Origin of the sequence: Williamsia muralis (assembly GCF_002735905.1) — a bacterium.
Taxonomy (GTDB): domain Bacteria; phylum Actinomycetota; class Actinomycetes; order Mycobacteriales; family Mycobacteriaceae; genus Williamsia; species Williamsia muralis_A.
Window position 1 is genome coordinate 1,268,973 of the sequence record NZ_PEBD01000004.1, and the last position, 14,374, is coordinate 1,283,346.

The following is a 14,374-nucleotide window of genomic DNA, read 5'->3' on the forward strand; positions in this document are numbered from 1 at the left end:
CTATCGCCGTCGATCGGGCCAACCCTGCGGCCGACTAACCGCGTTTCTTGTCGAGCCGGGTCTCGAACTCGTGCTCCAGCGCCCGCCACGCCTCTGACTCGTTGTCGAAGGGCGGGCTCGGGGCCAAGCGCTTCGGGTCGGGATTGAGCGCGTAGTTGACGAACCAGCCCAGCGGCGTCGTGGAACCGAGCGCTTCCGCAACGGAATCGTCGTCGGCGAAATCGGCTGCGTCGGTGAACAGCTCGACCGCCAACTCCAGCTGGCGGCGGTCGATGCGGCGGGGACCGTCCGCGATGTCCTCGGTGAGGCCGGGCAGCACGTACACGTTGTCCTCGTACACCTCGATCTCCAGCGACCCGTCGGTTGCGGCGACCTGGATCTCTTCGAAGGTGCTGACCACGGAAAGGTCGTGTTCGTTGTCGTCGGCGAGGAACCGTTCCAGGGCCCGGTGCGAGGGGAAGGCGAAAATCTTGCCGCGTGCTCCCAAGAAGACCGGGTCGTCGTCGAGATAACAACGCAGCGTGAAGAACTCGCCGTCGGAGGTGATGATCTGGATGGGGTCGATGCCGACCGACGCCCAGAAATCGTCCTCGTCGTCATCTTCGTCTTCGTCGTCGAGGTCTTCGTCGTCGTCATCATCGGAATCGGTGTCGTCCGATTCGCCGTCGATCAATTCGATGTCGTCGTCGGGCTCGTCTTCGTCCTCGGCGCTGGCGGCGGCGAGGATCTCAGCCTCGGCCACCGACACCAGGTCAGCGTCGACCTCGGGGCTCGTGATCACCTCGTCGATGGCATCGACCACGTCGTCCCAGCGCTTGTCGATGAGTGTTCCGATGCGCCCCCACAGTTCTTCACCGTCACGGCCCTGGAAGTTACGGGTGCCGGTGGTGACGGCACCGAGGATGGGGTTGCCGTTGAAGAACTTGGTGATCGGGGTCAGTTCGCAGACCTCGCCGATGATTCGGACGATCTCGAGTACGTCCTCGAGTTTTGCGATGACCTCGGGTGTGGGGTCTTCAGAGGCAAGCTCGGGAACGGCGATCAGGTCAAAGGATTTGTCCTCGGCCGGTTCGAGTTCGTCCGCCTTGAGTCCGACAACGGTGTTCCACGCGGGGTGTTCGACCAGATCGTTGTCGTCGCCCGAACGGATGAAGGCCACCAGTTCTGCCACGGACGCAAAGCCGTACAGATCCTCGTCGAGACCGAGGAATGCCTCCCACTCATCGTCACCCTCACGCCAGCGTGGGGCCCACAGGGTGAACGCGTTGCCCTCGGTGATTCCGAGTTCGATTGGGACGATGTCTCCGGCCATGGCCACAGAGCCTAGTCACCGATCCTGAACGTCGGCTACATCGGGCATGGCCGGATCGTGACGGTGCCGGATCGCCGGTGGTGTCGCTCGAGTCATCGCGGTCGGTAGAACCCTTCGAAGGTCTGACCCATGTTGGTCGTACGCAGCGGGGACACGCTGACCGGGTCACCGGCTTCAACCAGCTGACCGTTGCCCACATACATGGCGACGTGTCCCGACCACACGGCGAGATCACCCGGCTGGAGATCGGATTGTGCGATCGCGACGCCGGCTGTGTCCTGTTCCTGGGCAAGCCTGGGCAATTCGACTCCGGCCTCCCGGTAGGCCCATTGGGTCAGACCGCTGCAGTCCAGACCCTGCCCGGGCGTGGTGCCGCCCCAGACATAGGGCACGCCCTGCTGGCTCAGTGCTGCCCGTACCGCTGTTGCGGCTCGTTCGTTCGGTGCGTAGGCGACCGACCCGTCGGGCAGGGTGATGGCGACGCCGGTGCCACCGGGGTTGGTTGCCGACAATCCGGCCGGCAGTGTCTGCGCTCCTGTGGCCGCGTCTTGAGATGTGACTGGGGCAGCAGCCTGCACCGGCCCAAACGCTGCGTCGGTGAGATTTCCGAGTTCGTCGCCGACTCGCGCCAATTGGGTGTCGACCGTCGCTGAGCCCGCAGGGGTACGGCCGATGGCCATCAGGCGTTGGGTGTCGTCGGCCAATGCGGCTCGGGTCTTTTCGAGCACGGCGATGCCGCGTTGAATATGCGTCATCGCGACCGGAATGACCGCAGCCACACCGGCGGGGGTGAAGAGTGACGGTCCCATGGCCGAGGCGATGGTGACAAAAGAATCGAGGATCGACTGGAGTTCGACGGAGGCCAGGCGCACCTTGTCGGCCGCCGACTCGATCACCTCGGCGATGTCGGAGCTGTTGTCGCAATGGTTCGCGGTGTCCCGGACCGCCTGGTCGAGCGTGGCGAGAGCCTGCGAGCCACCGGCACCCGACCACTGTGGTGCCAGCTCGCTGTTCAATCGATGCTGCGAGGCCCTCGCGTCGTCGAGAACCGCTGCGGTGGAACGAAGTTGCGTCGCAGGAGCGCCCGCGGGCAGCACGCCGGTTCCCATCGCCGTGATCAGTGCGTTCAGCGGCGCGAGCAGAAGCTCGATGGGGATCATCAGATCGCCACGATCTGCGCCGCGCTGTTGTCGTCGGTGTCGGTGTAGACGGCCCGCGCGCCGTGCAGGCCATCACCGAGTGTCTGGATCCTGGCCGCCAGCTGCTCGATCTCGCGGCAGTGCCGGTCGGTGACCATCGCGGCCGCGGCCGCGAACTCGGCTCCGATGATGCCGAACACCGGAGCGAGCAGCGACGCGTCGGCGCGGCCGGCCAAGGCATGTGTGGCGATGTCCTCGCCGACGGCACGGGTGCCGAGGGAGGCGGTTCGGAGGGCGGCGGGATCAACGGAGACCTGACTCATGGGCATTCGACGCGATCGCCGGGCGTGGCGGTTCCCTCGTATGGTTGGGCAATGCAGATCCGAGCTGTTGATCATCCATTGGCCGCCGCAAGGCTGACCACGTTGCGCGACGAGCGAACCGGCAACGCCGCCTTTCGGGGCGCCCTTGCCGACCTCACCCAGATGCTGATCTACGAGGCGCTCGTCGGAGCGCCGGTCGCGGAGGTGCCGGTCACGACGCCGGTGACCACCACCACGGGAGTATGTCTTGCGGCGCCGCCACTGTTGGTTCCCGTTCTGCGTGCCGGCCTCGGGATGGTGGAACAGGCGCACGCGATGGTGCCGGAAGCGAACGTGGGGTTCGTCGGGATCGCCCGTAACGAAGACACGCATCAGCCGGTTCCGTACCTCGAATCGCTGCCGGACGATCTGACCGGCCAGCCTGTGTTCGTGCTCGACCCGATGCTTGCCACCGGTGGGTCGATGCTGCACACGATCGAGCTCCTGGTTCAGCGCAAGGCAACCGATATCACTGCGGTGTGCGTGGTCGCCGCGCCGGAAGGTGTTGAGGCGCTGGAGAAATCGGGCTATCCGGTGCGCCTGGTCACCGCGGCCGTCGACGACGGGCTCAACGACGTCGCATACATCACACCCGGGCTCGGCGACGCCGGGGACCGCCAGTTCGGGCCGCGCTGACCGCAGCCTCAGCCGATGCACCCGGCAGCCGACGCGGGGTCGGGCGGCTCGGTCAGACCGTGTAGAACTCGAGCGCGATGCCGTCGGGGTCACGGAAAGCGATGAGATGGCCGGTGGAGCCGACGGCGATCCCGCTGTGCTCGACGCCCGCGGCGTCCAGATGGGCCAGCCAGCGTTCGAGGGCTCGCAGGTCGGGGACCGCGAGCGCGAGGTGATCCAGACCGCAACGGAACTCGGAGAAGTGACCCGTGATGGCGTCGGTCCCATGGCCGTTGAGTACCACCTGAACCCCGCATTCGTGGGCGAGGAGGGCCTTCTTCAGGTTGTAGCTCGAATGGCGTCTCCGTAACCGGAATCCGCACACATCCTGATACCAGGTGATACTCCGGTCGACATCGCTCACGGTGAGACTCACGTGATGGAAGCCGGTGATCGGCGGGAACGCTGCGGACACGGTTGGTTCCTCCGGTTCTCCTAAGGGTGACTGCGTGCGGACCATCGTCCGCCGTCGCGGCGCACCTGTACAGGATGGTCGAAGCAGGTACTGATGGTGTCGGTGGTCAGGGCGTCGTCGACCTCGCCGCGTGCCACCGTGAGGCCGTCGCGCAATAGCAGGGCATGGCTGGTGCTGGTGGGCAGATCCTCGAGGTGATGGGTCACCAGAACGCTGGCGAGATCGACGACTTCGCGGCGCAGTTGGTCGATGCTCCCGAGTAGTTGTTCCCGGGCGGCGAGATCGAGTCCGGTTGCCGGCTCGTCGAGCAACAGCAGTGAGGGGCGTGCCATCAGAGCTCGCGCGATCAGCGTCCGGCCCCGTTCGCCCTGGCTCATCAGCGTCCACACCGACTTTCGGCGGTCCGACATCCCCAGCAGGTCGAGAAGTTCGTCGGCATGTCTGTTCTCGTCGGCGGTATACGTACGCCTGCGGTCGAGCTCGGGTGTGTTGGTGAGGCCGGTGAGCACCACGTCGTGAGCTGACAACGGCAGATCCAATCGGTGCCGCGGGTCCACGTGCCCGATGTGCGTGCGCAATTCGCGCATGTCCACCCGGCCGAGGCGGCGACCGAGCACGTCCACCGTGCCACGGGTCGGGTGACCGAACGCTCCGAGAATGTTCAGTAGCGTCGACTTACCGGCGCCATTGGGTCCGAGCAGCGCCCAATGCTCTCCGGCGTGAACGGTGAAGGTGATGTCGCGCAGGAGGAATCGCCCGCCGCGCACCACATCGATGTGTGCGGCGTGAAGCACCTCACGAGAGCTGGGAGCGACCACGAGATCAGTTGGTCCAGTAGTAGATCATCGGCTCGGCAGCGACCACCGAACCGTTGGTCGAGATGGTCAGGGCTGCGGGTGTCATCTCGTACGTGGTGTCGACGTTGACCGCGACGAATTGATCACCCGACCGGGTGGGGAATTGCAGCTCGGTGCTCTGGCCGTCCGCGAGCCCCTTGTAGTAGTAGCGGCCGACCTGGGTACCGACTTGGCAGACAACAACATTCGACCGCGCGGTCTGGCCGATCATCACTGCCGGATCACCGGCCGCATTGCAGCGGGGCCCGCTGACGAAACCTTGCCAGTCGGTGCCCGGCACCGTGGGCGTGGCCCGCGGCGTCGAGACCGTTGGTGTGGTGATCGGGGGCGTTGTGGCGGTCACCGTCTCGGTTTTTGTGGATACCTGCTGCGATGTGGTCGGGGGCGGCGCCGTGGTGCTGCTGCCGGACGCCGAGGATTCTTCGTCCGCGGGGATGAAGAGGAAGCCCAGGAGCACCGCGAGCGCGAGGACCAAGACGCCCGCCACGATTGCGCCGATGACCAGAGGGGAGGCCCACGGTGATCTCGGCGGGGGAGTCGGGTAGAAGTTGCCGCTCACGCGCTCACCCTACCGGTGGCCGGCGTTGGTCAATGCCGACACCTCGTCCGTCAGCTGCGCCAATCGTCGCTGGGCAGCCACATGCGCATCGCCGAGCGGCTGCCCGGGAGATTCGGTTACCTCCAGATAGAACTTCAGCTTCGGTTCGGTACCCGACGGGCGTGCGATCACCCGGATCGTTCCGGTGTCGGTGGTGCCGGTGAATTGCACTGCGTCCGTTGATTGCGCTGGCGGGTTCAAGCGAAAATCCTTCATCGCAACGACAACTCCCGTGAGTTCAGAAGGCGGATCGTGACGCAGCGACCGCATGATCTGTGCGATCCGATCGAGGTCGTCGACCCGCAGCGAATACTGACCGGTCGTGTGGACGCCGTGCAGTTCGAACAACTCGTCAAGGCGCCCAGCGAGTGTTCGGCCGGCCCGGGCGAGATCGTCTGCCAGTACGCAGAGGGCCACGGCGGCGCTGATGCCGTCCTTGTCCCGGACGGCGTCCGGGTCCACACAGTGGCCGATGGCTTCTTCGTAGGCGTACACCAATCCCTCGCCGGCACGGACCAGCCACTTGAAGCCTGTGAGGGTGGTCGCGTGGCGTGCGCCCGCGGCCGCGGCGATCTTGCTCAACAAGCTGCCGGAGACAATCGTGCTGGCAACCAACGGGCTGCTCGCGGTTCCGGCCACCGTGTTGCGGGAAGCGAGGATGCCGGCGCCGAGGAGCGCGCCCGTTTCATCGCCGGTCAACATCCGCCACGAACCCTCCACCAGGGCCCCGACCGCGCAGCGATCAGCGTCCGGATCGAGAGCGATGGTCAGATCGGCGTCGATGTCATCGGCAAGGTCCAGCAGGAGATCCGCGGCTCCGGGTTCTTCCGGATTGGGGAAGGTTGCAGTCGGGAAGTCGGGATCGGGGTGTTGTTGTTCGGGCACCACAACGACGTTCGTGAAACCGGCCCGACGCAGGGCTTCGACCGCGAGTTCGCCACCCACGCCGTGCATGGCGGTCAGCGCGACCTTGAGGTCGCTGCGCCGCGTGCCGAAGCGCGACCCGAGGCGTGCCAGGTACCTCTCGGTGTTCGCGTCGGCGCGGCAGTCCGAGTCCACCGGGTTACGGGCGATCGAGCTTGCGTCGTCGGTGTGGCCGATGAGCTGCTCGATCTCGTCGTCGGCGGGCGGGACCAGTTGGGCGCCACCGTCGAGGTACACCTTGTACCCGTTGTCGGCGGGTGGGTTGTGAGATGCGGTGATCTGGATCCCTGCAGCCGCGCCGAGATCGCGAACCGCGAAGGCGACCAGGGGTGTCGGGCCGGGATCGGGGAGCGAAACGACATCAAAACCCTGCGCGGCAAGCACTTCGGTCGTCGCGTGGAAGAACTGCTCAGAGCCGTGCCGGGCGTCGCGGCCGACCACAACTGCCGCGCCGTGATGGCCATGGTCGATGAGCCATTGCCCAACGCCTGCTGTCGCCTTCGTGACCACTGCGACATTCATCCCCATCGGCCCAGCGCGAACCGGACCGCGCAGTCCTGCGGTGCCGAAATGCAATGTGTCCGAGAAGCGCTCGGCAATCGAATCGGAGTCGAGGGTCTGCAGTTCGCGGCGGGTGGCCGGGTCCGGGTCCGCGTCGATCCAGGCCTGGACCCTGTCGAGGTGGCTCATCCTACGATCAGATCTTCTCGATCACCTGGGCGAGCAGGTGACCCATCCGCGTTGCCGATGCACGGCCGACCTCGAGTACTTCTTCGTGGTCCAGGGGCTCGCCGGTGATGCCCGCTGCCAGATTCGTGACCAGGGAAATGCCGAGTACCTCGAGTTTTTCCGCTCGGGCCGCGATGGTCTCGTGAACGGTGGACATACCGACAAGGTCTGCGCCGATGACACGCAGCATGTTGATCTCTGCGGGTGTTTCGTAGTGCGGACCGGGAAGCCCGGCGTAAACGCCTTCGGCGAGAGAGGGATCGACGGATTGCGCGATGGAGCGAAGCCGCGGCGAATAGGCGTTCACCAGATCCACGAACTGCGCGCCGACCAGTGGCGAGCGGCCGGTCAGGTTGAGGTGATCGCTGATCAGGACCGGTTGGCCGACGGTCATGTCGGAGCGCAGTCCGCCGGCAGCGTTCGTGAGTACGAGCGTTCGGACACCGGCAGCCGCGGCTGTGCGGACGGCATGGACCACGTGTGCAAGCGGATGCCCCTCGTACGCGTGTGTTCTGCCCAGCAACACCAGAACCGACTTACCGCCGATGTGCAACGAGTGGACGATGCCCGAATGACCTTCGGCGCTGGGAGGAGTGAAGCCGGGCAGTGTCGCCATCGGGATGCTGGTCTCAGCAGCGCCGAGCGCGTCGGCGGCAGGCGCCCACCCCGAGCCGAGGACCACAGCCACATCATGGTTGTCGAGGCCGCTCTGCTGCGCGATGGCAGCAGCCGCCGCCTGGGCACTTGCCCTGGGATCGGTCAAGGGGTCCACATCTGCGCCGTCGATTGCCATGGGCTCAACCCTAAGGCGATATGGTCACCGCATGCCGTATGTGACCACTGCCGACGTCGTACACACTCTTCACCTGGGCGCCGTCGAGACCGAGGCCAGCGAGACCAACCCCGAGAACCGGTTCACCATGGATTGGCTGGACACCGTCAACAACCTGCTCGACGAGGTGCCCACCTCGACCCCCGGCGCTCTGGTCATCACCGGTGCCGGCAAGTTCTTCTCGAACGGATTGGACGTGGACTACATCGGCGCCAACGCCGACAAACTCCCCGCGTACCTCGACCGCGTGCACGCTCTCTACGTACGAGTGCTCACTTTCCCGCTGCCGACGGTCGCAGCCATCAACGGTCACGCGTTCGGGGCCGGCGCAATGCTGGCACTGTGCGCCGACCACCGCATCATGCGCACCGAACGGGGGTTCTGGTCGCTACCCGAAGTGCTTCTGGGGATGCCGTTCACAGTGGGGATGGCGTCGTTGCTGAGGACCCGACTGCCCGACGCGACGGCCATCGAGGCGATGACCACGGGACGTCGGTACGGCGCACTCGATGCCGCGGAGGCAGGCATCGTCGAACAGACCGCAGCCATCGACACCCTGCTCACGGAGGCGTCGGGTGTCGCGGCCGAACGTGCCACCGTGGCCGGGCCGACACTCGCCGTGATCAAGCAGGGACTTCGTGCGCCGCTGCTGACCGACCTCGAGCGCCCCACCCCGGCATCGTTGCTTGGCTAACTCCGTTCGGACCACGGTGGCCACGGGTGAGAGAATGGCCTGATGGCGGAGATCGAGATACGAGCTGACCGTGCGGTGCGCGCGGTCGCCGGCGACCTCGTCGAGTTGTCCCATTCGCTTCACGCCGAGCCCGAGTTGGCATTCGCCGAGCATCGCAGCGTGTCCAAGATCACCGATCTGCTCGACGATCACGGCTTCATCGTCGACGTCGGTGTGGCGGATCTGCCCACAGCTTTCACGGCCACCTACGGTTCTGGGGACCTCGTTGTCGGGCTGTGTGCCGAGTACGACGCGCTGCCCGGAATCGGCCATGCGTGCGGTCACAACGTCATCGCGGCCGCTGCGGTGGGAGCCGCGCGCGGCCTCGCCGAGATCGCGGACGAGCTCGGTATCACCGTGTTGGTACTCGGAACTCCTGCCGAGGAGACCGGTGGCGGCAAGATCGCCATGGCCGAGGCCGGTGTTTTCGATTCGGCGACAATGGCTTTGATGGTCCACCCCGGGACTGCGGACGAAGTCGCCTGTAGCTCATTGGCATTGGCGGATCTGGCAATCCGTTACACGGGTGTCGAGTCGCATGCCTCTGCCGCGCCCGAACGTGGGCGCAACGCTGCGGATGCGGCCACGATCGCTCAGGTGGCCTTGGGGTTGCTGCGTCAGCACCTGCGTCGTGGACAGCAGCTGCACGGCATGATCAGTGTCGGGGGCAGCGCCCCGAACATCGTTGCCGGACACAGTGAGCTGCTCTACTACCTGCGTGCGCGAGACGAAGCATCGCTGTTGGATCTGGGTGAGCGCGCCGAAGGTTGTTTTGCAGCCGGGGCCATCGCCACCGGATGTACCCATGAGGTGTCCACCGTGTCGCCGACCTATCTCGAACTGAGGCACGACCCGCGCCTGCTCGCCGCGTACCGAGACGCGATCACCGATCTCGGTCGTGAGGTGCTGCCTCCTTCCGTCGAAGGCGTTCGGCCGCTGGGTAGTACGGACATGGGCAACATCAGTCACATGCTGCCGTCGATTCACCCCCTGATCGGTATCGACAGCGATGGGGCCCGGACCCACGAGGTGGAGTTCGCGGCCGCGGCGGCGTCGGCATCAGCGGACCAGGCAGTGGTCGATGGGGCAATCGCGCTGGCGCGCACGGCAGCAACGGCGGCGCTCGACGGTCAATGGCGGGATGAACTGCTGGAGGCGCACGAGAGACGGATCGGTCAGAGACCGCAGATGATGAGCAAATCGCAGATCGTGGGCAATCGATGATGAGTGTGTATTCGACATGAGTGGGCAGAGAGTGGATCCGGAACGTTTCCTCAAAGAGCTGGACAGCTGGCTGGCACAGAACAGTGCGCAGCTGGTGGCGTGGCGTCGTGACTTCCACACCAACCCCGAACTGTCCCGGGGTGAATTGCGGACCACTCGGGTGGTGTTCGACGAATTGACCAACGCAGGCCTCTCGCCGCGCATCCTGCCTCAGGGAACCGGCCTGGTGTGCGATCTCGGACCGGCAGGCCCGCTGGTGGGGCTCCGTGCGGACATGGACGCCCTTCCCATCGCCGAGCGCACCGGGCAACCGTTCGCCTCCACGGTCGAGGGGGTGTCCCATGCCTGCGGTCACGACGGGCACACCGCCATCCTGCTGGGCGTCGGTAAGGCGCTCGCCTCGATGGACGATCTGCCGATCGGGGTGCGGCTGGTGTTCCAGGCCGCCGAAGAGGTGATGCCCGGCGGCGCGGTGGACGCGGTCGCTGCCGGTGTCACCCGGGGCGTCAGCCAGTTCTTTGCCCTGCACTGCGACCCCAAGCTCGAAGTGGGCAAGGTCGGACTGCGGCCAGGGGCCATCACGTCGGCGGCCGACCACGTCGAGCTGGTATTGCATTCGCCGGGCGGACACACCTCGCGCCCGCACCTGACCGCTGACCTCGTCTACGCGATGGGAACCGTGATCACCGGCCTGCCGGGCGTGCTGTCGCGGCGCATCGACCCACGAACCAGCACGGTGATGGTGTGGGGATCGGCGCACGCCGGAGACGCCCCCAATGCGATACCGCAGGAAGGCCGGTTGCGTGGCACCGTTCGCACCGGCGACCATGCGACGTGGGCACTGCTGGAGCCGATGGTGCGTGAGATCATCTCGGGGTTGCTCGCTCCGCTCAGCGTTCGATACGACCTGGTGTACAAACGCGGTGTCCCGCCGGTGGTCAACGACCCGATGTCCACTGAAATGATGCGGCAATCGGTGATGAACATCGGTCCCGAGGCGTTGGCCGACACCGCTCAATCCGGTGGTGGCGAGGACTTTTCGTGGTACCTGGAGAACGTTCCGGGCGCCATGGCCCGACTTGGGGTCTGGAGCGGGCACGGGCCGCAGACAGATCTGCACCAGCCGAACTTCGATCTCGACGAGCGGGCCCTGGCCATCGGCGTGCGGGCCCTGGCCGGAGTGGTACTCGCTGCCGGCCAGACCATGCGCTGACGTCGCCGGCCCCGGTCGTCTCTACTCGGGTCCGGGACCCACGTTGCGGGACTCGCGAAGTCGCAGCTGGTGAACGTAATCGCTTGGCGCGCCCGCAATTTCGGCAGCTTCGGCCATCACGCCCAGGTAGCGGGCGGAGGGCAGGCCACCTTCGAAGGCGTCGAGGACGTACAGCCATGCCAACACGGGACCGTCGGCGGTGTCGACACGTGCCCGGATCTTGCGGTGTATGCCGAGCTCGGAGCCTTCCCAACGGTCGAGGCTGGATTCGTCGTCCTCGGTCACGTCGTAGAGCACCACGAACACGCGAGCGTCGGGGTTGTCGCGGTCTTCGGTGACTGTTGCCAGTGCGCCCTCCCAGCCGATGTCGCCGCCGCCGAAGGTGAGCCGCCAGCCCGTCAGCCATCCGGTACCCGCCATCGGCGAGTGGGGAGCACGCTCCAGCATCTGCTCGGGGTGCATGTTCGAGCCGTATGCGGCGTAGATGGGCACGGGGAGGAGCCTAGATGGTCATCCGCCCATCGGGAAAGCAGGACTGCAGATCGACTAGATTCGTTACGTGGCAGCCCGCCGCTCGGGGCACCCGACATCTTCAGGGAGTTGAGCTGAATTGACCAAGATCGTGATCATCGGCGGCGGACCCGCCGGCTACGAGTCGGCGCTTGCCGCCGCCAGCTACGGGGCTGACATCACTGTGGTCGACAGCGACGGCATCGGTGGTGCCTGCGTGCTCTGGGACTGTGTTCCGTCGAAGACCTTCATCGCGTCCGCCGGCATCCGCACCGAGGTCCGCCGGGCCGTCGACCTGGGCATCAACCTTCGGTACGACGGCGCACTGGTGTCGTTGCCGCAGATCCACCAGCGGGTACGTGACCTCGCATTCGCGCAGTCGTCCGACATCCGGTCGCGGCTGCTCACCGAGGGCGTCCGGATCATCGCAGGGCGCGCAAAGCTCGGAGAGCAGGAGTCGGGACGAGGCCGGCACCGCGTGATCGCGACAACGATCAACCCGGACGGATCCGACGGCGCCGAGGAAGTCCTGGACGCGGATGTGGTGTTGATCGCAACCGGCGCGTCGCCGCGAGTGCTGCCCGACGCGCAGCCCGACGGTGAGCGCATTCTCACCTGGCGCCAGATGTACGACCTGAACGAATTCCCGGAGCACCTCGTGGTGGTCGGTTCGGGTGTCACAGGTGCCGAGTTCGTCCACGCCTATACCGAGCTCGGCGTTCCCGTCACGATGGTGTCCAGCCGCGACCGTGTGTTGCCCGGCGAAGACGAGGACGCTGCTCTTGTGCTCGAGGACGTGTTGGCCGAGCGCGGCGTGAAGCTGGTCAAGCACGCGCGCGCCGACAAGGTCGAACGCACGGCCGACGGGGTCAAGGTGATCTTGTCCGACGGCCGGACCGTGCAGGGGTCGCACTGCTTGATGACGGTGGGCTCGGTACCCAACACCGACCACCTCGGCCTCGAGGCCGTCGGGCTCGAACTCGCCAAAGGCGGCTACCTCCAGGTGGACCGGGTATCGCGGACCGGTGTGCCCGGAATCTACGCGGCCGGCGACTGCACGGGCCTCTTGCCGCTGGCGTCCGTCGCCGCCATGCAGGGCCGTATCGCGATGTACCACGCACTCGGTGAGGGCGTCACGCCCATCAAGCTCAAGACCGTGGCCTCGGCCATCTTCACGCGCCCGGAGATCGCGACCGTCGGGGTGAGTCAGCAGGCGATCGACTCGGGGGAGTACCCGGCCCGCACCGTGATGCTGCCGTTGGCCACCAACCCGCGCGCGAAGATGAGCGGGTTGCGGCGCGGCTTCGTGAAGATCTTCTGCCGGCCCGCGACGGGTGTGGTGATCGGTGGCGTGGTGGTGGCCCCGAATGCGTCGGAGTTGATTTTGCCGATCGCGCTGGCGGTGCAGAACAAGCTGATGGTCAGTGACCTCGCGGCCACGTTCTCGGTGTACCCCTCGTTGTCCGGATCGGTCACCGAGGCGGCGCGCCAGCTGGTTCGACACGACGACCTCGACTAGCCGTCTCACTGCTTGGGAGAACGGTTTCACATTTCGGTCACGCCCGCTAACGTTCGATGTGGGCGCTGACCTGACGTGCCCTGCTCGGTGACCACACTCATCACCTTCTGTCCCTGTATGTCTCAGAACGTGTTGGAGTGATTCGAATGGTCGTCCTCAGTCCTCGGTACGAAGCGTCGCACGCACTCGCAAACGTGCGCGGGTCGGCCATCCGTGACCTGCTCAAGCTCACCGAACAGCCGAATGTGCTGAGCATGGCAGGCGGGCTTCCGGCAACGGAACTCATTCCCACGCAACGGATCGCAGAGTCAGCCGCCCAGATCATCGCCGACTCGACCGCCCTGCAGTACACCGTGAGCGCCGGTGTGTCGTCGTGTCGCGAGGTTGTCGCCGAATACACCGGCACCGACGACCCGGGTCGCGTGTTGCTGACGCACGGGTCGCAACAGGCGTTGTTCTTGCTGGCACACGCGCTGGTCAATCCCGGTGATCTGGTCATCGTGGACGACCCTGTCTACGTGGGAGCTCTCCAAGTGTTCCAGTCGGTGCGGGCGCGGGTTCGTGCCTTGCCCATCACGCCGAATGGAATCGATGTCGGCTTGCTCAGGGAGTGGCTGCTAGAGGGCGAGCGCCCCCGAATAGTCCACACTGTCAGCAACTTTCACAATCCTGGCGGCGTGAGCGCGTCTGACGAGAATCGGGTGGAATTGGCCCGGTTGGCCGACGAGTTCGGCTTCGTGGTGGTGGAAGACGATCCGTACGGCAAACTTCGCTTCTCGGGCACGGAGGTGAGACCGATTGCTGCACACAGTGATCGAGTGGTTCTGCTCGGTACCGCATCCAAGGTCCTTGCGCCTGCGCTGCGGGTGGGATGGATGAGCGGCCCGCCCGAAGTGGTCGCACTGGTGGAGCGATTACGCCAGGGGGCGGACCTGTGTGGGTCTACCTTCAGTCAGTTGATGGTTGCGGATCTGCTGGCCGACCGCGAGTGGTTTTCCGGACACATCGCTGATGTTTGCTCCGAGTATTACTCTCGGGCAACCGCTTTGACCGAATCACTGCAGCGGACGTTCGGCGAGGCTGCTCAGTTCACAGCTCCTGAGGGTGGCATGTTCTGCTGGGTTCGACTGCCCGGCATCGATACGACGGAGTTGTTACCTGCTGCGCTAGATGTCGGTGTGGCATTTGTACCCGGCGCCGCGTTTGCTGTGGACGCCGACTTCGGGAACTGTCTCAGACTGAGTTTTGCCACGCTTCCTCCTGATCAACTCGCCGAAGGGGTGCGGCGGTTGGCCGTCGCGTATGAGCTGGTGCAATCTGCCCAATAGTCGA

At 65.7% G+C, this 14,374-nt stretch carries 15 protein-coding genes; 6 read left to right on the plus strand and 9 right to left on the minus strand.

The annotated features are described in order from the left end of the window. Positions 1 to 34 precede the first annotated feature (34 nt). From CSW57_RS06620 to CSW57_RS06630, 3 genes are all read right to left on the minus strand, one after another. Positions 35 to 1,312, minus strand: coding sequence for a primosomal protein (locus CSW57_RS06620; RefSeq protein WP_099381911.1), 1,278 nt, complete (start codon positions 1,310 to 1,312; stop codon positions 35 to 37). Positions 1,313 to 1,404: 92 nt separating this feature from the next. Next, complete coding sequence (locus CSW57_RS06625) at positions 1,405 to 2,472, minus strand: C40 family peptidase (protein ID WP_099381912.1); 1,068 nt, start codon at positions 2,470 to 2,472, stop codon at positions 1,405 to 1,407. Beyond that, a complete protein-coding gene (locus CSW57_RS06630; RefSeq protein ID WP_189339140.1) occupies positions 2,472 to 2,774 on the minus strand; it encodes a type VII secretion target in 303 nt (100 codons plus the stop codon). Before CSW57_RS06630 ends, CSW57_RS06625 begins: the two co-directional genes overlap by 1 nt. Positions 2,775 to 2,825: 51 nt before the next feature. On the opposite strand from CSW57_RS06630, the gene upp reads away from it, so the two are divergent. Continuing rightward, positions 2,826 to 3,449 carry a uracil phosphoribosyltransferase gene (gene upp / locus CSW57_RS06635; protein ID WP_099382118.1) on the plus strand — a complete coding sequence of 208 codons (624 nt, stop codon included), beginning with the start codon at positions 2,826 to 2,828 and terminating at the stop codon, positions 3,447 to 3,449. 52 nt (positions 3,450 to 3,501) lie between these two features. On the opposite strand, the gene CSW57_RS06640 is transcribed toward upp, so the two are convergent. Genes CSW57_RS06640 through CSW57_RS06660 form a run of 5 tightly spaced genes read right to left on the minus strand, consistent with a single transcriptional unit; the run spans position 3,502 to position 7,783 of the window. Beyond that, positions 3,502 to 3,903, minus strand: a complete 402-nt coding sequence (locus CSW57_RS06640) for a VOC family protein (protein WP_223249069.1) — start codon at positions 3,901 to 3,903, stop codon at positions 3,502 to 3,504. A 20-nt stretch (positions 3,904 to 3,923) separates the two neighbouring features. Then, on the minus strand, positions 3,924 to 4,721 hold the full coding sequence (locus CSW57_RS06645; protein ID WP_223249070.1) for an ABC transporter ATP-binding protein: 798 nt from the start codon (positions 4,719 to 4,721) through the stop codon (positions 3,924 to 3,926). 4 nt (positions 4,722 to 4,725) lie between these two features. Then, positions 4,726 to 5,319: a hypothetical protein gene (locus CSW57_RS06650; RefSeq protein ID WP_099381915.1), complete on the minus strand. Its 594-nt coding sequence runs from the start codon at positions 5,317 to 5,319 to the stop codon at positions 4,726 to 4,728. 9 nt (positions 5,320 to 5,328) lie between these two features. Next, positions 5,329 to 6,972, minus strand: coding sequence for a phospho-sugar mutase (locus CSW57_RS06655; RefSeq protein WP_099381916.1), 1,644 nt, complete (start codon positions 6,970 to 6,972; stop codon positions 5,329 to 5,331). Positions 6,973 to 6,979: 7 nt separating this feature from the next. After that, the gene (locus CSW57_RS06660) at positions 6,980 to 7,783 is read right to left on the minus strand and encodes a purine-nucleoside phosphorylase (RefSeq protein ID WP_099382119.1); all 804 of its coding nucleotides are present in this window, start codon (positions 7,781 to 7,783) and stop codon (positions 6,980 to 6,982) included. A 52-nt stretch (positions 7,784 to 7,835) separates the two neighbouring features. On the opposite strand from CSW57_RS06660, the gene CSW57_RS06665 reads away from it, so the two are divergent. Genes CSW57_RS06665 through CSW57_RS06675 form a run of 3 tightly spaced genes read left to right on the plus strand, consistent with a single transcriptional unit; the run spans position 7,836 to position 11,013 of the window. Then, complete coding sequence (locus tag CSW57_RS06665) at positions 7,836 to 8,537, plus strand: enoyl-CoA hydratase/isomerase family protein (RefSeq protein WP_099381917.1); 702 nt, start codon at positions 7,836 to 7,838, stop codon at positions 8,535 to 8,537. Between the two features lie 42 nt (positions 8,538 to 8,579). Further along, complete coding sequence (locus tag CSW57_RS06670) at positions 8,580 to 9,800, plus strand: amidohydrolase (RefSeq protein ID WP_189339142.1); 1,221 nt, start codon at positions 8,580 to 8,582, stop codon at positions 9,798 to 9,800. Between the two features lie 16 nt (positions 9,801 to 9,816). Continuing rightward, complete coding sequence (locus CSW57_RS06675; protein WP_099381918.1) at positions 9,817 to 11,013, plus strand: amidohydrolase; 1,197 nt, start codon at positions 9,817 to 9,819, stop codon at positions 11,011 to 11,013. Positions 11,014 to 11,034: 21 nt separating this feature from the next. Here CSW57_RS06675 and CSW57_RS06680 read toward each other — a convergent pair whose 3' ends face one another. Continuing rightward, positions 11,035 to 11,505 (minus strand): gamma-glutamylcyclotransferase, encoded by a 471-nt coding sequence (locus CSW57_RS06680; protein WP_023962161.1) that lies wholly within the window; start codon positions 11,503 to 11,505, stop codon positions 11,035 to 11,037. A gap of 118 nt (positions 11,506 to 11,623) precedes the next feature. Between CSW57_RS06680 and CSW57_RS06685 the strand changes: the two genes are divergently transcribed. Together CSW57_RS06685 and CSW57_RS06690 are read left to right on the plus strand one after the other, a co-directional pair. Continuing rightward, positions 11,624 to 13,042 (plus strand): NAD(P)H-quinone dehydrogenase, encoded by a 1,419-nt coding sequence (locus CSW57_RS06685; RefSeq protein ID WP_099381919.1) that lies wholly within the window; start codon positions 11,624 to 11,626, stop codon positions 13,040 to 13,042. Between the two features lie 146 nt (positions 13,043 to 13,188). Continuing rightward, positions 13,189 to 14,370: an aminotransferase-like domain-containing protein gene (locus CSW57_RS06690; protein ID WP_099381920.1), complete on the plus strand. Its 1,182-nt coding sequence runs from the start codon at positions 13,189 to 13,191 to the stop codon at positions 14,368 to 14,370. Positions 14,371 to 14,374: the final 4 nt, after the last annotated feature.

What these genes read in the sequence shown, in the direction of transcription:
- CSW57_RS06620 (WP_099381911.1), bottom strand. Translation starts at nt 1,312, where the DNA reads ATGGCCGGAGACATCGTCCCAATCGAACTCGGAATCACCGAGGGCAAC.
- CSW57_RS06625 (WP_099381912.1), bottom strand. Translation starts at nt 2,472, where the DNA reads ATGATCCCCATCGAGCTTCTGCTCGCGCCGCTGAACGCACTGATCACG.
- CSW57_RS06630 (WP_189339140.1), bottom strand. Translation starts at nt 2,774, where the DNA reads ATGAGTCAGGTCTCCGTTGATCCCGCCGCCCTCCGAACCGCCTCCCTC.
- upp (WP_099382118.1), top strand. Translation starts at nt 2,826, where the DNA reads ATGCAGATCCGAGCTGTTGATCATCCATTGGCCGCCGCAAGGCTGACC.
- CSW57_RS06655 (WP_099381916.1), bottom strand. Translation starts at nt 6,972, where the DNA reads ATGAGCCACCTCGACAGGGTCCAGGCCTGGATCGACGCGGACCCGGAC.
- CSW57_RS06665 (WP_099381917.1), top strand. Translation starts at nt 7,836, where the DNA reads ATGCCGTATGTGACCACTGCCGACGTCGTACACACTCTTCACCTGGGC.
- CSW57_RS06670 (WP_189339142.1), top strand. Translation starts at nt 8,580, where the DNA reads ATGGCGGAGATCGAGATACGAGCTGACCGTGCGGTGCGCGCGGTCGCC.
- CSW57_RS06675 (WP_099381918.1), top strand. Translation starts at nt 9,817, where the DNA reads ATGAGTGGGCAGAGAGTGGATCCGGAACGTTTCCTCAAAGAGCTGGAC.
- CSW57_RS06690 (WP_099381920.1), top strand. Translation starts at nt 13,189, where the DNA reads ATGGTCGTCCTCAGTCCTCGGTACGAAGCGTCGCACGCACTCGCAAAC.